The organism is Galbibacter sp. L-19, from assembly GCF_056857615.1.
This window is the reverse complement of the sequence record NZ_JBSXNL010000072.1, coordinates 59846-79246: the sequence shown is the minus strand read 5'-3', so window position 1 is coordinate 79246 and position 19401 is coordinate 59846. Positions and strand designations below refer to the sequence as shown.

Genomic DNA, 19401 nt, shown 5'->3' with positions numbered 1-19401 from the left:
GGGAAGCTGGTAATTACCAACTTCCCTTTTATCAATATAAATGAAAAGATCTAAGATCCACACATTAAACAATCGTCGTCTTCAGCATCTCTCGATTTTGCCAACATTTCTTTTAATTCTTGTGGCGATAACGGTTCTACTGCTACAGGCGCTGCTTTTCCAGCTACAGATGCCTTAACCTCGGCCGCTTCTGCTGGTACTTTTTCCGTTTTCTTAGTATTATCCAAAGTAAACTTAATAGCATCTACTGCCGATTTAGTTCTTAAATAATACATTCCCGTTTTAAGTCCGCTTTTCCATGCATAAAAATGCATTGAAGTAAGTTTGGCGTAATTTGCCCCTTCCATAAACAGGTTAAGAGATTGCGACTGGTCGATAAAGTATCCTCTGTGTCGAGACATATCGATAATATCTTTCATACTTAACTCCCAAACCGTTTTATATAAATCTCTAATGTCCTGCGGAATGGTTTCAATATGTTGAATAGAACCATTAGCACGCATTAATTCTTGCTTCAATTCTTCGGTCCATAATCCTAAATCAACCAAATCTTCTAACAAATGTTTATTTACAACTATAAACTCCCCAGAAAGTACTCTTCTGGTATAAATATTAGAGGTATATGGCTCAAAACATTCGTTGTTTCCTAGAATTTGAGAAGTTGAAGCTGTAGGCATTGGCGCTACTAAAAGTGAGTTTCTAACTCCGTTTTTCTTAACTTCTTTTCTCAATTTATCCCAATCCCAGTTTCCAGAAAGTTCGTCGTCTTTGATTCCCCATAAGTTGTGTTGAAAATCTCCTTGAGAAATAGGCGATCCTTTATAAGTTTCATAAGGACCTTCTTCTTTTGCCATTTCCATAGAAGCAGTAACGGCAGCAAAATAAAGAGTTTCAAAAATATCTTGATTTAGCTTTTTAGCTTCATCAGAAGTAAAAGGCATACGCAGTTTTATAAAAGTATCTGCCAATCCTTGAACTCCTAAACCAATTGGACGATGACGGAAATTTGAATTACGCGCCTCTTCTACAGGGTAATAATTTCTATCGATAACTCGGTTTAAGTTTCTAGTTACCCGCTTAGTTACTTTATATAATTCTTTGTGGTCAAATTCATTTCCTTTAACAAACATTGGTAACGCAATAGAAGCCAAGTTACAAACTGCAACCTCATCTGGAGATGTATACTCCATAATTTCGGTACAAAGGTTAGAAGAACGAATTGTACCTAGATTCTTTTGGTTTGATTTTCTGTTGGCAGCATCCTTATAAAGCATATAAGGCGTACCTGTTTCAATTTGAGATTCTAATATTTTCTCCCAAAGTTCTCTTGCCTTAATTGTTTTTCTTCCTTTCCCCTCTGCTTCATATTTTAAATATAAGGCATCAAATTCATCACTATGCACATCGCAAAGTCCCGGGCATTCGTTCGGACACATAAGTGTCCACTCCCCATTTTCTTCTACACGTTTCATGAATAAATCTGGCATCCACATGGCATAAAAAAGATCGCGAGCACGCATTTCTTCTTTTCCATGGTTCTTTTTTAGGTCTAAGAAATCAAAAATATCGGCATGCCAAGGTTCTATATAAACTGCAAACGATCCTTTACGCTTTCCTCCTCCTTGATCTACATAACGAGCTGTATCATTAAAAACTTTTAACATAGGTACAATTCCGTTAGAAGTACCATTAGTTCCAGCAATATAACTTCCTGTAGCGCGGATATTATGAATAGATAAGCCAATACCGCCGGCAGATTGAGATATTTTAGCAGTTTGTTTTAAAGTATCGTAAATCCCATCAATACTATCTTCTTTGGTAGTAATTAAAAAGCAAGAAGACATTTGCGGTTTTGGGGTTCCAGAGTTAAATAAAGTGGGGGTAGCGTGTGTAAAATATTTTTTAGACATTAACTCGTATGTTTCAAGTACACTGTCTAAATCGTCTAAATGAATTCCAACAGAAACACGCATCAACATATGTTGCGGACGCTCTGCAATTTTTCCGTTTAGCTTTAGAAGGTAAGAACGCTCTAATGTTTTAAATCCGAAATAATCATACCCAAAATCACGATTATAAATAATTAGCGAATCTAATTTATCTGCATTTTTCTGAATCACTTCATAAACCTCATCAGAAAGTAGTGGCGCCGCTTTTCCTGTTCTTGGATTTACGTAATTATAAAGATCGGCCATTGTTTCTGAGAACGATTTCTTAGTGTTTTTATGAAGATTAGACACCGAAATTCTAGCTGCTAAACGCGCATAATCTGGATGCGTGGTTGTCATAGTAGCCGCTATTTCTGCTGCCAAATTATCAAGCTCTGAAGTAGTTACTCCATCATAAAGCCCTTCAATAACTCTCATGGCAACTTTAACTGGATCTACCAATTCGTTTAACCCATAGCAAAGTTTACGAACTCGTGCCGTAATCTTATCGAACATTATAGGTTCTCTTCTACCGTCTCTTTTAATTACATACATACGCTACAAAATTTTAAAGTTAAAGGATAGTTAGTCCTGTTCAAGTTTTCCCAAGACTTGAACTAAGGTGTATTTTTTATTTACGGAGTTGCCTCCTATTAAATATATCGTTGTTTAAAAATCTGCGTCGAAGCTTATTTTCTGATCTTCGTCATCTTTGCTTAAAACTCCCGCTTTTTGGTATTCTGAAACTCTTTTTTCAAAGAAATTAGTTTTTCCTTGAAGCGAAATCATATCCATAAAATCAAAAGGATTGGTAGAATTATAAATTTTCTCACATTCCATTTCTACTAGAAGTCTATCGGTAACAAATTCCAAATACTGAGTCATTAATTTAGCATTCATTCCAATTAAACTTGCAGGGAGGGATTCGGTAATAAACTCTCTTTCGATGTCTAATGCTTCAACAATAATTTCTTTAATACGTTCCTTGCTTACTTTATTCTTCAAGTGTGTATTGTGAAGATGAACTGCAAAGTCGCAATGCATCCCTTCGTCACGAGAAATTAATTCGTTTGAAAATGTTAATCCTGGCATTAGACCACGTTTTTTCAACCAGAAAATAGAACAGAAAGCTCCAGAAAAGAAAATTCCCTCAACAGCAGCAAAGGCAATTAATCGTTCTGCAAAACTTGGAGACTCAATCCATTTTAAAGCCCAATCTGCTTTTTTCTTAATTGCAGGAAAGTTTTCAATTGCTTTAAAAAGTTGTCCTTTTTCTTTTTCATTCTTCACATAAGTGTCAATTAACAATGAATATGTTTCTGAATGAATATTTTCCATCATAATCTGGAAGCCATAAAAGAATTTAGCTTCAGAATATTGCACTTCATTTACAAAATTCTCTGCTAAATTTTCATTTACAATTCCATCTGATGCTGCAAAAAACGCTAGAATATGTTTTATAAAATAACGCTCATCATCATTTAACTTATTATTCCAATCTGTTAAATCTTGGTGTAAATCAATTTCCTCAGCAGTCCAAAAACATGCTTCTTGTTTTTTATACCATTCCCAGATATCGTGGTGTTGAATTGGAAAAATAACAAATCTGTCTTTGTTCTCTTGTAAAATTGGTTCTATAGCTGTTGACATTTCTTACTGATTTTAAGCGTTTTATTATTTGAAAATTTCTTGTGACCTGGGACTAACAAAGATTGAAAAATGACGGCGAAATTGAAAGGTTATTAACATTAATAATTTTAAAAGTTTTTAACATGCACTGTTGAAATGTATGTTAAGCGCTGATAAACAAAGGGATGTTAAGGCATTGTTAATCAATTTGTTGAAATAAGCATTTTTTAAACAAAAAACAACGTTAGAATATTTTGCAATGTTGCGATAATCAGCCAAAAACATTAAACCAATGACTTTCAGCAACATAAAAATAACGCTAGAGGTGCTGTAAAAAAAATTGAATTTTAAATACTTTTTCTGAAATAAAAATTATGAAAAAATATAATAGCCTGTTTAGAAAATGTAAGAAACTTTTTAAGTAATTAGTCAAAATATATTGTCTAAAATTAACCACCTCAAAATAAGCTAACAACAAAGTTCAGGAATTTAAAAAATATCCACAAGAGATTAATGCCCCAAATCTTTGGCTACTTCTTCTAATTCTGAATACCATGCTTCTCCAAATTTTTCAATCAAAGCATCTTTTACAAATTTATATACAGGCACTTGAAGTTCTTTTCCTAGAGAACAAGCATCATCACAAATATGCCATTTATGATAATTCACAGCAGCAAACTCTTGATATTGTTTTATTCTAACAGGATATAGATAGCAAGAAATTGGTTTTTTCCAAGAAACTTCTCCAGCATTATATGCCTGTTCAATACCGCACAAGGCAGTTCCATTGTCGGAAAAAGTAACATATGCACATTCACTTCCATTTACCAAAGGCGTTTCCCACTCTCCATCTTCCCCTTTTACAAAGGTTCCATCGCGCTCAATAGCTTCGATGCCTTCTTTGCGTAAAAAAGGTTTTACCTTAGGGAAAATCTCTTCTAAGATTTTCGTTTCCTCATCTTCTACTGGGGCTCCTGCCTCTCCATCTACACAACAAGCACCTTTGCAAGCCGACAGGTTGCATACAAAATCGTTCTCCAAAATCTCTTCGGATACTATGGTTTTTCCTAATTGAAACATGCTGCAAATATACCATTTTTGATGGGCTGAAAGTGTAAAAAAATTCGCTATTTTTTAATCTATTTTACCACTATAAATCAATTAGTTATTTATAGCTTTGCAGCGATTTTCAAAATCTGTAAGAAATGAATTTTAGCATTAAAGAAATAGCTACTGCCGGAATGATCCTTTTCGCAGTTATCGATATTGTTGGAAATGTGCCAATTATAGTAGACTTAAGGAATAAAGTAGGTCATATTCAATCTGAAAAAGCTTCTATTGTTGCTGCTGTTATTATGATTGCTTTCCTATTTATTGGAGAAGAGATTTTAAAACTTATTGGGATTGATGTCAATTCTTTTGCGGTAGCAGGTTCTTTTATCCTGTTCTTTTTAGCTATAGAAATGATTTTAGGAATCTCTCTTTATAAAGATGATGCTCCAGAAACTGCTTCTATTGTACCGCTAGCATTCCCTTTAATTGCTGGGGCTGGAACAATGACAACCTTATTATCTTTACGAGCAGAATACCATGTAGAAAATATTATTTTGGCTATTATTATCAATATAATTATAGTATATGCTGTGCTAAAATCTTCTAGCAGAATTGGAAAGATTCTAGGTAAATCTGGATTGGCTGTGATTCGTAAAATTTTTGGTGTAATTTTGCTAGCCATTTCTGTTAAGTTATTTGCTAGTAACGTAACAGGTTTATTTTAAATTAAAATATTTCAAATCTCACTTCGGATGAAAACTTTAACAATTATACTTATTTTAGTTGCAGTAGCCATGATAGGGTTTAACGTAACAATGTTGGATCTAAATAATCCTTTTGCTGGAGATAGTCTTATTGCTGTAATTGGAATTATAGCTGCATTTTGCGCTATCCTACTATTAATGATTTTTTATCAGTCAAAAAAAATTCAGCAAAAAGTTAAAGAAAAAGAGTAATGTTAGACGCTTTAATTATTGGAGGTGGAGCTGCTGGAATGCAATGTGCGCTTGTACTGGGTTCTGCAAAAAAAGCCCCCTATGCAAAAGATAAAAAAGTAGGTATTGTAATGCATCAAAAAGCATCTCACCTACAATCGGCTTTGCTTAATAATGTTTTAGGTATTGCACCAGGAACTACAGGAGCACAAATTTTAAAGGAAGGTAAAGAACAACTTGCTAATTTATACCCAGAAGTTCTTCAAATTGAAAATGAAAAAGTTCTTTCTGTTGAAGAAAAAAAAGGGATTTATACCGTTATTACCAATAAAAAAAGTTACGAAGCTAAGATTATAGTAGTTGCATTGGGATATACCGATATGTTTGACATAGATGGTTTGAAACACTACATAGAACCACATGCTTTAAGTCCTGCTGATAAAAATAGAATCCAACTTAAAAACAACAATCATTTAATTACAGAAGGATTGTATGTAGCTGGAACGCTAGCTGGTGGGCGCAGTCAGTTTGCTATTGCCGCAGGAAGTGGCGCTCAAGTAGGCACCGATATTTTAACTCTTTGGAACGGCGGAAAGCACACTAAAGTACACGATAAAATAGCAGAATAAACGCTTCATTTTTAAAACTTCAGCAATAAAACAAAAGACACGCTTTACAAGGGCTATTTCTTGGCGTAATTATTGTTATATTTAGGGTGAAATTAGTTTCAGTAATTGCATTTTTAAACTAATCCATGAGGAAAAATTTAGTCTGTGTACAATAAATTATCGCTTCGTACTCGCATTTTTATCACTATGATTTTTATAGTGATTTTAGCTTCTGTACTCATTGCAGGGGTAACAATATTTCAGTACAAAGATCAGGCAGAAGATTACCACAAAGAATACCTCCAACGTAAAGAAGACCAACTTAACGCTCAAATTGATTATATCTTAAAAAATACCACTTGGGAAGTAAAGACGGAGAATTTAAAGTATATTTTAGAGTACAAACATGCTATTTACGAGGCGTCTGATGTATTAGATATTAATTTTAATGTATACGATCTCGAAGGAAATCTCATTATAAGTTCCAAGCCTAGAATTGAAGCAGCCAATGATTATGGCAAGCTAGACCAAGCAATAATTCATGGTTTATCATCTAGCATAACCAAACGATATGTAGAAAAAACAAAAGCTGCGGGAGACAGATTTCAATCGTCTTACAGCTATATTTTAGATCCTAAATTCAAACCTATCGGAATTCTCCACATTCCCTATTACGAGGACGACACTTTTAATACCGATGAGTTAAAAGAATTCTTACTTCGCTTAGCTGCTGTCTATATTTTATTGTTGGTTTTGGCAGTTATGCTAGCCTATATTATTTCAAAATATATTACCCGTTCCTTAAAAGCTATTAGTGAGAAATTATATCAAACTAGACTTAGCAGACGTAATCAAAAAATTTATTTGGACGACCCAAGTGAAGAAATCGGCGCCTTAGTAGATGCTTATAATGGCATGATTGACGAGTTGGAAAATAGCGCCACTCTTTTGGCAAAAAGCGAAAGAGAGCAAGCTTGGCGAGAAATGGCTAAACAAGTAGCGCACGAAATTAAAAATCCGCTTACTCCAATGCGATTAAGTGTCCAGAGTTTCCAACGTAAATTTGACCCCAACGATGAAAATGCAAAACATAAAATAGAAGAATTTTCCAAAACCCTTATTCAGCAAATCGATACTATGAGCAATATTGCTTCTGCTTTTGGAAGTTTTGCAAATATGCCAGCCCAACAAAATGAAACCCTCAACGTTATTGAAGTGGTTAGACTTTCTGTAGATATTTTTAATGAAGACTATATAAGTTTTATTGCTGATGAAAAAGAAATTACTGCCAAACTAGACCGTACACAACTCATAAGAGTTATTACCAATTTAGTTAAAAATGCTATTCAAGCAATTCCAGAAGACAGAGAAGGTAAAATTGTTGTAAACGTATATTCTGAAAAAGATACTATAAAAATTTCTATTGCCGATAATGGAATTGGGATTGCTGAAGAAAATCAAGAAAAAATATTCGAACCTAAATTTACTACCAAAACTAGTGGTATGGGATTAGGTTTAGGCATGGTAAAAAATATTGTAGAAACGTATAACGGACATATATGTATGTCGTCTGTTTTAGATAAAGGCACTGTTTTTACAGTTTCTTTTCCTAAATTTAAGTCGCATTCTGAATAAAAAAAAACAGCTATGGATTTTGAAAACATTTTGATTGAAATTGAAGACCAAATTGGTTTAATTACCATCAACAGACCCAAAAAACTAAATGCATTAAATAAAGCTACTATTGAAGAACTCCATCATGCATTTAAAGATTTAGATGAAGATGAAGACGTACGAGTAATTATTATTACTGGTGCTGGAGAAAAAGCTTTTGTTGCAGGTGCAGATATTGCCGAGTTTGCTAATTATTCGGTTTACGAAGGCTCTCAACTTGCCGCTAAAGGACAAGAATTGCTATTCAATCAGGTAGAAAGAATGCAAACTCCAGTAATTGCTGCCATTAATGGTTTTGCCTTAGGAGGCGGATTAGAATTGGCTATGGCATGCCATTTTAGAATAGCAAGCGATCATGCACGTATGGGATTGCCAGAAACCTCTTTAGGAGTAATTCCAGGATATGGAGGTACACAACGCCTTCCTCAACTAGTTGGAAAAGGACGTGCCATGGAAATGATTTTAACCGCAGGCATGATTGGCACAGAACAAGCGTTAATGTCTGGATTAATTAACCAAATGGTGGCACAAGAACTCCTAATTCCTTGTTGTAAAAAAATAGCTACAAAAATTATAAACAATTCTCCCGTAGCTATTGCAGCTGCTATCAATTCTATAAATGCTGGCTACAGCAACAATGGTTACAAAAAAGAAATAGAATCGTTTGGAGAATGTTTTGGAACTGACGATTTCAAAGAAGGAACTACCGCTTTTTTAGAAAAAAGAAAAGCAAACTTCCCTGGAAAATAATAGTATTTGTCTTTAGGAGCAAAGTCGAAATAAATTTATCGACTTTGCTCTAAAGATGTCTTAAAATTAGTTCGGGGGAACCAATTCGTAGGTTAAATTAGAGGGTCAGTTTAAATTTACTTGTCAAGTTATCTATCATTACTTCAAACTCTCCAGCTTCTAAAATCTCATTTCCTTCACGCCCAAAATAACTCATATCTTTTGGATTTAAAGTGAATTTTACGGTTTTGCTTTCTCCTCTTTTTAGAGTTATTTTTTGGAAACGGCGTAACCTTTTAACATCTGGAGTTACGCTGCTAGCATATAAATCTGAAGTATATAATTCTACCACTTCTTTCCCTTCTCTTTTTCCTGTATTTTTTACAACTACAGAAACCTCAACATTTTCTCCTTTTTTTATGTTTTTTGAACTTAATTTTAAAGCGCTGAATTCAAAAGTAGTATAACTCAAACCATCTCCAAATCGAAATTGCGGATTGTAATCTGCTTCATAATTATAAACCCCTTCTGCTTTTTTCTGCTCTTCGGAAGGTTTATGAATGTAAGAAATAGTTGCATTTGGATATCTTGGATAGGTGTAAGGTAATTTTCCAGAAGGGTTAACATCCCCAAAAATAATATCTGCTAAAGCATCTCCTCCAAAATTTCCTGGCAAATAAGCTTGAACAATTGCTTTTGTTTCTCTTTCAAACTTAGAAATAATTCGTGGGCGACCTTCATTTAATATTAAAACTACAGGCTTTCCTGTTTTTGCTAGCTCTAAAGCTAATTCTGTTTGATAATCAGAAAGATACAAATCGTTTAAATCGCCTGGCTTTTCAGTATATGTGTTTTCCCCTAAACAAAGAAGGATTACTTCTGCATTTTTAGCCTCTTCAATTGCTTTATCAAAATCTTTTTTCTCTTCTTCATAATAACTCCCTCCATCTTTATAAGCAACCCCTTCTACAAAAGTGGTATTTTCTTTACCATTTTCATTTTGAACAGCTTCCAAAATTGTATTGTATTGTGCAGCAAATTCTGGAGTTTTCTCTCCTTGCCAAGAATATGTCCAAGCTCCATTTAGTGTACGCATAGAATTGGCATTAGGACCAACCACCAATACTTTTGTTCCTTTTTTAAGCGGAAGTATTCCTGAATCGTTTTTCAACAGAGTAATGGCCTCAGCCGCCATTTCATAAGAAGCCTTTTCATGAGTTTTACTTCCAAACTCAGGATAATCTTTATAGTTTGTATTTGGAGTTTCAAACAGTCCAAGTTCATATTTTACTTTAAGAATCCTACGTACTGCATCGTCTAAACGAGACTCTTTAACTTTTCCTTCATTAACCAATTCCACCAAACCATCACAAAAAACCTCATAATTATATGGAATCATAGACATGTCTATTCCTGCATTAATTGCCAACATAATTGCCTCCTTATCGGTAGCAGCAACACGGTCTCTACGATGTAAATTTTCAATATCTGCCCAGTCGGTAACCACTAAACCTTTAAACCCTAACTCTTTTTTTAAAAGTGTGGTCAATAATTCATAATTAGCATGTACAGGAACTCCATTTATTATTCCAGAATTAATCATAATTGTATGAGCACCAGCTGCTATAGCCGCCTCAAAAGCAGGAAGATGATATTCCCTCAAAGCATCCTCAGGAATGTAAGAAGGGGTTCTGTCTTTTCCAGATATTGTTGCATGGTATCCTAAAAAATGTTTTAAACTTACAGCCACCTTTGTTGGATTGGAAATATTATTATCATCGCCTTCGTACCCATTTATTGCTGCTACTCCAAGTACCGAACATAAATATGGATCTTCTCCAAAAGACTCCCACATTCTAGAAAACCTTGGGTCTAGTGCCAAATCTAAAACAGGAGAAAAAGACCATGGAATATTACTTGCGCGCGTTTCATAAGCGGTGATTGCTGCTCCTTGTTTTGTTAAAGCTGGGTTTCTAGCAGCCCCTTGTGCTATTTGCTGAGGAAACATAGTTGCTCCTGCAGTATAAGTAGCCCCATGTATTTCGTCCACTCCGTAAATATTCGGGATTCCAAGTCTAGTTTTATTAATTGAAAAATCTTGGATTTCTTTTATAATTTCATACCATTTTTCTTTTGGTAAAGCTCTATTATTTGCTGTATTTAAAACCGACCCGATATGATAATCTCCAAGAGCCTTTTTAACTTCTTTTTCATCAAGCTGTAAAGGCTCAAAACTTGTGTAACGGTCGTTTCCTTTTCCAATTACATCTAAGGTAATTTGCGCCATTTGACCCACCTTTTCCTTTACGGTCATTTTTTTAATAAGCGCTTCAATTTCTTGCTCATACTTAGCGCCATTTTCTTGAGCCAATGCTAAGAACCCAAAAAGGCCAGCAAATACTACAGTTGTTATGTTTTTTAATTTCATCTTTTCTTAAATAATTTTTCTCAAGACAAATTCCTGAGGTTTTAATTGTGCTCACTAGGTAAGCTTTAATTCAAGCCTGTTTTGAGTTTCCTAATCAACAAGGAGCGTCCCTACAGATTTTGCAGGCAAGCTTACAAATGTATTTTTTTCTCCTATTTTTACTGAAATCTGCTGAAGCTCTTCTGTCTTATTCAGAATAATCGTTACAATTCCTTCTGAAGTTTTATAAGCTACATTCGGAATAATATTGGCTGTACTAGAAGCTACTCGAACTGAACCTGGCGTTATAAATTTTGAAGCCTGCGCAATAATATAATATGCTGGATTACGAGTTATTTTATCCCCTTGAATGGTAATAGCTCCCAAACAACGGTCGCAACCACCTCTATCTGTATGTGGATCTTGATTTTCGTCGGCCGCCAAATTCCATTCCAAAACAGTTTTACACCAATTACGTGGTGCTCCAATAATTAAGTTTTCGGTATGCCACTCCATTTCTTTAGAAAAATTTCCTGGTGCTCCCACCCACTGCTCAGTAAAATATAAATTTTTATTCGGATGTTTTTCATGCACTTCAGTCAACGCTTCAATTGATCCTCCATATAAATGAAAAGCACTGCCATCAACATATTTGGCCGCTTCAGGATCATCTAATATAGAAATTGGATAATCTGGTCTATCTGCATTATGGTCGTATACCACAATTTTAGTTTCCATATTATTTTCTTTAAAAATAGGACCTAAACTATTCTTAATAAACTCTTTTTGCTGTTCTGGCAACATCAACATACTAGGATTATTTCCTGGGTGCAAAGGCTCATTTTGTATCGTAATTGCATCAATATTAATCCCATGAGATGTCATTGCCTCAATGTATTTTACAAAATAATTTGCATACACTTGGTGGTATTCTTCTTTTAAACTTCCACCCCGTGTATCGTTATTTGTTTTCATCCATGTAGGAGCAGACCATGGAGAACCCATAATTTTTAATTGTGGATTCACTTTTAATATCTCTTTTAATACTGGTACTAAGTAAAGGGTATCATAAGCAAGTGAGAAGCGCTCCAAACTTTCATCGGATTCCCCAGACGCTAAATCATTATAAGACCATGTATTTTCATCTAAATCCGAAGCACCTATGCTCACTCTTAAATAACTAACACCAATATTATTTTCTTTATTCCCGAAAAGTTCCTGTATGATAGATGCCCTTACTTTATCCGACATTTTATGAAGCAACATAGCACTCCCGCCTGTTAAAGTGTATCCAAAACCCTCCATTTCTTGATACGTTTTTGTAGTATCTATGGTAATTGTATGGGTTGGTTTTACATTTTTAATCTGCTCTACTTCAACCTGTTTCAATAACATTTTTTTATCCAAAGTTGTTATCCAAATCGAGGCGTTATTATCCACTTCTTTTTTTGGCTGACAAGCAATTACACTCACTGCAAAACTCAAGAGGAAAGCATTTCTTAAATTGAACATTACTTATAATCTTTTAAATTTTAATTCTTTAAACTGAATCCCTTCAGAAAGAAACTCAACTTTTAATTTATTTTCTCCTTTATGTAAGTTGATTTTAGTTTTAACCGCCTTCCAAGTATCTGTATTTATAATATTTACTACTGATGATTCCCCATTAATACTTAAGCTGATTTTCCCCTTAGAAGCTGATTTTAAAACAATCGAAACCTCATAATTTCCTTTTTTATAAGCATTAAAAGTATACTGAAGCCACTCCCCATTTTCTACAGCTCCAACATACAATGTCTCAGAGTTTTCCTCTTCAAAAATATCAACGCCATCATTTCGATATATTCTACCATTATTCCAGCCTGTTCTTTCTCCTCCAGTAGAAATGTAATAATTTCCTGCGCCTGTATCAAAATATGCTTTTCCTATATGCCCCATATCATAATCTACAGCATTAACAACTCCCTCTTTTTTTATTAAGTTCTTTTTAAAAGGTTTTGTTTCTTCGGATGTAGTTTGCCTTATCATTGCATCTACAACCCCTCTGTGAAAAATGTTATTTTCTATTTTAGCGTTTTCCGCAAGCTGCATAAAAGCATTATACGCTTCCTCTTTTGAAGGTTTTTTAGCCTCCCCTTTCCAATAATTTAAAATTTGCTGATACCCATTATTAATTTTTACCTCTAACGGATTATTAAAACCAAGCTTTTTTAATGGCCACCAACACCATCCAATATTGTTTTCTTGCATCAAGCTTATAGCATCTGTAAACCAAACATTAGAATTTTCTCCAGATTCCCCTAACCAAATAGGCGTATTGTACTTTTCTCTAAAATCTAAAAAACCTTGAATATCGCCTTTGGTATTGTTGTTCCAATATTTATGAAAACTAATTACCATATTATCATCCCAAGGCGGTAAAACTCCGTTGTAATTGTTCCCCCAGCCATTTCCTTCAATAATAATAATGTGGTTTTTATCTACCTTTCTAATAACCTTGGTAATAGCAACCATTAATTCTTTTAAAGGCTTATTTTCTTGCTCGTCGAGTCCGTTTTTGTTTTTGCCCGTAAAGCCCCAGTTTGGCTCATTAATAATATCATAAGCGCCAATCCATGGCTCATCAACATATCTTTCGGCTAATTTTTGCCATAAAGCTATTAGTTTTTCTTGGTTAGCTTCACTTTCCCATAACGAAGGTTTGGATGGATCTCTGTCAGAAATATTAACATCATGTCCTTGTCCGCCTGGAGTTGCATGCATATCAAGGATGAGATACATTTTATTCTGCTCACACCATTTCAACAAAGAATCAGTCATTTGAAACCCTTTTTCCAGCCAAGTTTGCTTTCCTTTTACCGGTTCTTGGCCTACTGGGAGCGTATATAAATTGTAATGCATTGGCAAACGTACCGAATTAAAACCCCAGCTTTTTAATGAATCGATATCTGCCTTTTGCGTATGGTTGGTTAACCATTTTTCGTAAAATTCGGCAGTTGCTGTTTTACCTATCAAATCTTCCATATGCTGTTTAAAGACATACTGCTGACCAGAAAATGGAACTTTCATCATATATCCTTCTTGCAACATATGTCCGCCAAGCCCTACTCCTTTCAATACAACGTTTTTTCCTTCAGCATTAACAATTTTTTGTCCTTCAGTATGCAGAAAACCTTGTGCATACGAATTACAAACTGTTATAAAAATTGCTATAAAAAGTATTTTTTTCATCTTGAAAATATTAATTCATAAAATCAACTACCTAGAGACAAATCTACGAGGCAGTCAAAGGAAAATAATTTAATCCATTTCAACATAGAGCCCTTCGGTAAACTCTGGATAAGCTCTAAGGAATAAAACCCTACATGAGGGATTAAAAACTGCTTTAGGTAATTACCACATAAAAAAATAAGCAGATGATTGAAGGGATCATCTGCTTAACGCTAACTCCAAAACTATAGTTATTTACTATCTAGAATTGAAATTATAATACTAATAAGCAGGGTCTTGCTCTAAAACAGTATTATTCAATTCTAATAATGGAATTGGTAATTTATCATGCTTTCCTTCCACATAACCTCTATCTTTTAATGCTTCGGCTGCTTTTCCTGTTCGTACTAAATCATACCAACGGTGACCTTCTCCCGCTAATTCCAATCTTCTTTCTTTAAAAATATTTTCGAAAGTTGCTGGAATAGGCTCATTACCAGAACGAGTTCTTACAGCATCCAAAAGAGCTTGTGCTCTAGCCGTATTTCCTCCACCTCTTACAAGAGCTTCAGCCTCCATTAAATAAGTATCTGCCAATCTAATATCATAAAAGTTTTGAGGAAAATTAAGTTCCCAATTCCCTCCTCCAGTAGATTGATTTGCCTTTTTACCAGCAAATTTCTCTAGGAAATAACCTGTGTTTTGGTAACTAGGATCGTAAGATATAACTCCTAATTGCGCTAAACTATCAATATTAGAAACGGTATATTTATACCTTCCATCATAAGAACCATCTGCGTTAATATATGCTTCAGCAAGACTTGTACTTACGGTGTTGAATCCCCATCCTGAGATATATTCTGGTGCTCCTCTACCTTCTTCTTTTACTGCATAAGATCTTGGAGCAGACATTACATTTAAAAGATTTCCTTCTGAACATCCAATACAATCCCAAACAGCATTTGAAGATGAACTATGAGAAACTTCAAATATAGATTCTTCATTAAACTTATGTTTTCCATCAAATAAATCTCCGAAATTATCAAGAAGCTTGTAGCCATACTTACTTGTTCCGCCTGGCGTTCCATTAACTTCTGAAAGTTGAGCTGCTGCCTCAGTAAATTTTTCTTGTTGTAGATACACTTTACCAAGTAATGCTTTTGCTGCACCTTGTGTAGCACGACCTCCTTCTGAAGCTACATCAATTTTAATAGGTAAATCGTCCATAGCTTCCATTAAATCTTTTTCGATTTGAGCAAAAACTACACCTCTATCCACTTGCGGAATATTATATACTTCTGAAGCTTCTATAGGTTCTGTTATTAAAGGAATACGCTCAAACAAACGAATAAGATCGAAATAATAATAAGCTCTTAAAAATTTAGCTTCAGCAGCAAAACGAGATCTATCTGTTTCATTCATTTCTGCATTTGGCAATTTAGAAAGCAAAGTGTTTGTTCTAAATGCACCTTGAAAACCACGTTGCCATAACCTGTCTTGTGGTCCATTTGCAGGGTCTAATGTATAATTAGTCCATACTTGCATTGCTAAAACATCTGAAGAATTTCCTCCTCCAGTATAATGATCGTCTGATGCAATATTAGCCGACATCTCTTTAGCTACATAATTATCGGAAATCCAACCTACTGGATCGTAAGCTGCAACCAACCCTGCAAAAGCTTGGTCGTAATTTTGATAATAATTAGACTCTAAAAACTGTCCTTTTGGATCTACTTCTAAGAATTCGTCACTACAAGACCCAAGTAAAGAAAGGGCTACTGCAGAAAGAATTGTATATTTTTTTATTGATTTCATGTGCTTAAATTGTATTGTTTTTAAAAGAAGTTAATAGATGCTCCTAGCATGAATGAACGCGCCTGAGGGTAAACACCTCTATCTACACTAAATACTCCTCCTCCAATTTCTGGGTCGAAACCTGTATAATCTGTAAAAGTTAATAAGTTTTCTCCCATAATGTATAATCTTAAATGTTGGATTTTAAGTTTAGACACCAATTCATTAGAGAATGTATATCCTAATTGCATGGTTTTAATTCTAAAATAATCTCCATTTTCTAAGTAATAATCTGAAGGTCTAGAGAAGTTTCCATTAGGATCTGTTTTTGTTACACGAGGCTGACTATTTGTAGAGCCCTCTCCTGTCCATCTTCCTAAGGCAGATGCTTGGTAATTAGCATTTGGAATATCCAATCTTCTCAATCCTTGGAATATTTGATTTCCAGCAACTCCTTGACCAAATACTGTAAAATCGATATTTTTATAATCCAATTTAATTGTTAATCCATAAGACCAATCTGGAGTTGGATTTCCAATATGCACTCGGTCGTCTTCAGCAATTACTCCATCTCCATTGGTATCTTGCCATTTAAAATCTCCAGGAGCCGCATTAGGCTGTATAGCATTTCCATTCCCGTCTACATACGCATCAATTTCTTGTTGGTTTTGAAAAACCCCTAAAGTTTGGTAACCGTAGAATGAATTTAGAGGTCTCCCTACTTCTGTTCTGGTTACTAACTGATTTCCGAACCCTTGAAAACTAACCTCATCAATATGACTTTCATTTCCTAAATAAGTAACTTCATTTTCAAGGTAAGAAGCATTTGCATTTACAGAAATTCCGAAGTCTCCAAAATCCTTATTATAACCAAGATTCAATTCAACACCTCTGTTTTCCATAGTCCCGATATTTCTAGCAGGATTTTCTATAGCTCCTACGTATAATGGAATGTATGGTCTTTGAAGCATGTCTGAAGTTTCCTTTTTATACCAATCGAATTCTAATCTAAAATTGCTAAACAAACGTGTTTCAAAACCAATGTTTAACTGACTCGTTTCTTCCCACTTTAGATCTGGGTTTGCTGGTGCATTCGGGCTATATCCTGGACTATAATCTGTAGATTCGCTTCCAAAAGTATAGTTTCTTCCTGAACCAATAGTAGATGTGTAAGCAAAGTCTCCAATATTATCATTTCCTACAACACCGTATCCTCCTCTAAGTTTTAAAGTATTTACAGCTTCATTCTCTGGCCAAAATCCTTCTTTTGAAACCACCCAACCTAAAGAGACTGATGGGAAAACTCCATATTTATTATTCCCCCCAAATCTAGAAGAACCATCACGTCTTAAAATTCCGTTGAATAAATATTTCTCTTTGTAATTGTAAGTAACTCTGGTAAACAAAGAAGATACTTTATGTTCTGTCCCTTCAGAACCACTAGGATCTGTTGAAGAAATTGGAACCCCAAAGTTTAAAGACCCATCATCAAAATTATCAACAGGGATATCATATTTAGTCAAACCAAGACTCTTACTATAGCTATCTCTATAAGCTCCTTGCCCTAAAAGAATACTAAAACCATGGTTTTCAAAATCTTTTGTATAGATTACAGTATTTTCAATATTGTAATCCATTTTACTACTTGTATTTCTATTAAAGCTCGTTTGGTTTGTATTTGTAGAAGCATTTAAATAATAAATAGGTGTAAAACTTTCTCCACCCCAATAAGACATCTTAGTTCCAATACTAGATCTAAACTTTAAACCAGCTATAGGTTCTACTTCTAAAAATGCATTCCCAACAATATTATTAGAGAAACCATAATTTCCTTCTCTAGTTTTTATATACGCTAATGGATTTGCCATTTCTTGTTGTACCAAACTCGAAACTCCATAAGGGTTACCGTTAGCATCTCTAACAGCTCCAGTATTTGTATATGGCGCTTGACTTGCCACATTTGGATCTGTAATAACAACAGGAGTTAAAGGATCTAAGTTTAATGCAGAACTTAACGGCCCTCCAAATTCGCTATTTGTGTTTCCAAGCCCTACACTTTTCTCATAAGAATATCCTAAATTCTCCCCTACTCTTAACCAATCTGTAATATTATGAGTTGAGTTTAATCTTACATTATAGCGCTCATAATTTGAAATATCTGAAGCTACAATCCCTTCCTGATCTAAATACCCAAAAGAACCATAAAAAGTAGATACTTCATTTCCGCCACTAATACTTATTTCTTGATTCTGTCTAAAAGCAGATTTATTAAAAATCTCATCTTGCCAATCTGTTCCGTTACCTAAACTTGAAGGATCAGAATATATAATACTTCCTCCATCATTTACAGAAGCTTCGTTTTGCAACATTGCATATTGCGATGCATTTGTCAGATCTACTTTTTGCGAAGGGGATGATAACCCAGCATAACCATTATAGCTCACCGACATTTTACCTTGTTTCCCTTTTTTAGTAGTTACAAGAATAACACCTGCAGCAGCTCTTGCACCATAAATAGCTTGAGAAGCAGCATCTTTTAAAACCTCCATTGATTCTATATCCGAAGGATTTAAATAATTAATTCCGCCGTTATCTACAACCACACCATCAACAACCCATAAAGGATCACTGTTTCCTCTACTTGTAATTCCCCTTACACGTATAGTAGATCCAGATCCAGGTTGCCCACTACTTGCTGCCATAGTAACTCCAGAAGTTCTTCCTTGAAGTGCGTCTCCAACATCATTAATTGGCATACTTTGTAAATCTTCTGCTTTTACACTAGAAATTGCTCCCGTTACTACGCTTTTCTTTTGCGTACCATAACCAACAACTACTACCTCGTCAAGAGCTTGTGTATCTGTAGCTAAAGAAACATTAATAGTGCTATTTGCTCCTACCGTTATACTTTTAGTTAAATATCCTATATAAGAAAATGTCAAAACATCTCCTTCTTCAGCTTTAATTGAATAGTTTCCATCAAAGTCTGTTATGGTAACTTTAGAGGAATTTTCTACCATTACATTAGCTCCAGGTAGCGGAACGCCACCTTCTTCAGTCACTGTTCCGGTTATATCTTTAGTCTGCGCAACTAGTAGTGTTGCCGTAAACATAAAGAACAACCATAAATACTTGTTAATCTTCATAAATAGTTAGAATTAAATGAGTTAGTTTACTTGTTGCCATCATCATTTTTAACACTTCAATTATCATATTGATAAAATAGGCATGGTCGAAAACGATTTCGGCATAATTTCTAAGGGTTCTAAATTAGAATTTGATAATGTGTTGTTTGAATATCGCAATACGCTTTAATTACGTCAATCAAAAAATCAACTACGCAATAACCACGTCAAAAAAAATAATAAGCTGATATAAAATGAATTAAGAATTCACATTTTTTAACTTTTAATTGGCTTTTCTGAAAATATCAA

At 34.5% G+C, this 19401-nt stretch carries 13 protein-coding genes; 5 read left to right on the top strand and 8 right to left on the bottom strand.

Annotated elements, in window-relative coordinates; all coding sequences use genetic code 11:
* Window positions 1–50 precede the first annotated feature (50 nt).
* The 3 genes from AC13CQ_RS16400 to AC13CQ_RS16390 all read right to left on the bottom strand — a co-directional run bounded on the left by AC13CQ_RS16400 (window position 51) and on the right by AC13CQ_RS16390 (window position 4637).
* Entirely contained in the window at window positions 51–2483 is a 2433-nt protein-coding gene (locus AC13CQ_RS16400; RefSeq protein ID WP_008611703.1) for a ribonucleoside-diphosphate reductase subunit alpha, read from the bottom strand.
* Window positions 2484–2597: 114 nt separating this feature from the next.
* Complete coding sequence (locus tag AC13CQ_RS16395; protein WP_008611702.1) at window positions 2598–3578, bottom strand: ribonucleotide-diphosphate reductase subunit beta; 981 nt, start codon at window positions 3576–3578, stop codon at window positions 2598–2600.
* 489 nt (window positions 3579–4067) lie between these two features.
* Window positions 4068–4637: a DUF3109 family protein gene (locus AC13CQ_RS16390; protein WP_008611701.1), complete on the bottom strand. Its 570-nt coding sequence runs from the start codon at window positions 4635–4637 to the stop codon at window positions 4068–4070.
* 125 nt (window positions 4638–4762) lie between these two features.
* On the opposite strand from AC13CQ_RS16390, the gene AC13CQ_RS16385 reads away from it, so the two are divergent.
* The 5 genes from AC13CQ_RS16385 to AC13CQ_RS16365 all read left to right on the top strand — a co-directional run bounded on the left by AC13CQ_RS16385 (window position 4763) and on the right by AC13CQ_RS16365 (window position 8577).
* Window positions 4763–5335, top strand: coding sequence for a MarC family protein (locus AC13CQ_RS16385; RefSeq protein ID WP_008611700.1), 573 nt, complete (start codon window positions 4763–4765; stop codon window positions 5333–5335).
* A gap of 27 nt (window positions 5336–5362) precedes the next feature.
* A complete protein-coding gene (locus AC13CQ_RS16380) occupies window positions 5363–5566 on the top strand; it encodes a hypothetical protein (protein ID WP_474507054.1) in 204 nt (67 codons plus the stop codon).
* The gene (locus AC13CQ_RS16375; protein ID WP_337901812.1) at window positions 5566–6174 is read left to right on the top strand and encodes an FAD-dependent oxidoreductase; all 609 of its coding nucleotides are present in this window, start codon (window positions 5566–5568) and stop codon (window positions 6172–6174) included. The genes AC13CQ_RS16380 and AC13CQ_RS16375 overlap by 1 nt, the downstream gene beginning before the upstream one ends.
* A gap of 186 nt (window positions 6175–6360) precedes the next feature.
* The gene (locus tag AC13CQ_RS16370; protein ID WP_040879545.1) at window positions 6361–7788 is read left to right on the top strand and encodes an ATP-binding protein; all 1428 of its coding nucleotides are present in this window, start codon (window positions 6361–6363) and stop codon (window positions 7786–7788) included.
* Window positions 7789–7800: 12 nt separating this feature from the next.
* Complete coding sequence (locus AC13CQ_RS16365) at window positions 7801–8577, top strand: enoyl-CoA hydratase/isomerase family protein (RefSeq protein WP_335587075.1); 777 nt, start codon at window positions 7801–7803, stop codon at window positions 8575–8577.
* A 97-nt stretch (window positions 8578–8674) separates the two neighbouring features.
* Here the strand turns inward: AC13CQ_RS16365 and AC13CQ_RS16360 are convergent, their stop codons facing one another.
* From AC13CQ_RS16360 to AC13CQ_RS16340, 5 genes are all read right to left on the bottom strand, one after another.
* On the bottom strand, window positions 8675–10984 hold the full coding sequence (locus AC13CQ_RS16360) for a glycoside hydrolase family 3 N-terminal domain-containing protein (protein ID WP_474507055.1): 2310 nt from the start codon (window positions 10982–10984) through the stop codon (window positions 8675–8677).
* 90 nt (window positions 10985–11074) lie between these two features.
* Entirely contained in the window at window positions 11075–12475 is a 1401-nt protein-coding gene (locus AC13CQ_RS16355; protein ID WP_474507056.1) for a glycoside hydrolase family 30 protein, read from the bottom strand.
* 3 nt (window positions 12476–12478) lie between these two features.
* Window positions 12479–14194, bottom strand: a complete 1716-nt coding sequence (locus AC13CQ_RS16350; RefSeq protein ID WP_474507057.1) for a cellulase family glycosylhydrolase — start codon at window positions 14192–14194, stop codon at window positions 12479–12481.
* Between the two features lie 261 nt (window positions 14195–14455).
* The gene (locus AC13CQ_RS16345) at window positions 14456–15988 is read right to left on the bottom strand and encodes a RagB/SusD family nutrient uptake outer membrane protein (RefSeq protein ID WP_337901816.1); all 1533 of its coding nucleotides are present in this window, start codon (window positions 15986–15988) and stop codon (window positions 14456–14458) included.
* Between the two features lie 20 nt (window positions 15989–16008).
* Window positions 16009–19113: a SusC/RagA family TonB-linked outer membrane protein gene (locus tag AC13CQ_RS16340; protein WP_474507058.1), complete on the bottom strand. Its 3105-nt coding sequence runs from the start codon at window positions 19111–19113 to the stop codon at window positions 16009–16011.
* Window positions 19114–19401: the final 288 nt, after the last annotated feature.

Coding starts and splice junctions, on each gene's coding strand:
- AC13CQ_RS16395 (WP_008611702.1), bottom strand. CDS start 3,578: ATGTCAACAGCTATAGAACCAATTTTACAAGAGAACAAAGACAGATTT.
- AC13CQ_RS16345 (WP_337901816.1), bottom strand. CDS start 15,988: ATGAAATCAATAAAAAAATATACAATTCTTTCTGCAGTAGCCCTTTCT.
- AC13CQ_RS16385 (WP_008611700.1), top strand. CDS start 4,763: ATGAATTTTAGCATTAAAGAAATAGCTACTGCCGGAATGATCCTTTTC.
- AC13CQ_RS16340 (WP_474507058.1), bottom strand. CDS start 19,113: ATGAAGATTAACAAGTATTTATGGTTGTTCTTTATGTTTACGGCAACA.
- AC13CQ_RS16400 (WP_008611703.1), bottom strand. CDS start 2,483: ATGTATGTAATTAAAAGAGACGGTAGAAGAGAACCTATAATGTTCGAT.
- AC13CQ_RS16350 (WP_474507057.1), bottom strand. CDS start 14,194: ATGAAAAAAATACTTTTTATAGCAATTTTTATAACAGTTTGTAATTCG.
- AC13CQ_RS16380 (WP_474507054.1), top strand. CDS start 5,363: ATGAAAACTTTAACAATTATACTTATTTTAGTTGCAGTAGCCATGATA.
- AC13CQ_RS16375 (WP_337901812.1), top strand. CDS start 5,566: ATGTTAGACGCTTTAATTATTGGAGGTGGAGCTGCTGGAATGCAATGT.
- AC13CQ_RS16355 (WP_474507056.1), bottom strand. CDS start 12,475: ATGTTCAATTTAAGAAATGCTTTCCTCTTGAGTTTTGCAGTGAGTGTA.
- AC13CQ_RS16370 (WP_040879545.1), top strand. CDS start 6,361: ATGATTTTTATAGTGATTTTAGCTTCTGTACTCATTGCAGGGGTAACA.
- AC13CQ_RS16365 (WP_335587075.1), top strand. CDS start 7,801: ATGGATTTTGAAAACATTTTGATTGAAATTGAAGACCAAATTGGTTTA.
- AC13CQ_RS16390 (WP_008611701.1), bottom strand. CDS start 4,637: ATGTTTCAATTAGGAAAAACCATAGTATCCGAAGAGATTTTGGAGAAC.
- AC13CQ_RS16360 (WP_474507055.1), bottom strand. CDS start 10,984: ATGAAATTAAAAAACATAACAACTGTAGTATTTGCTGGCCTTTTTGGG.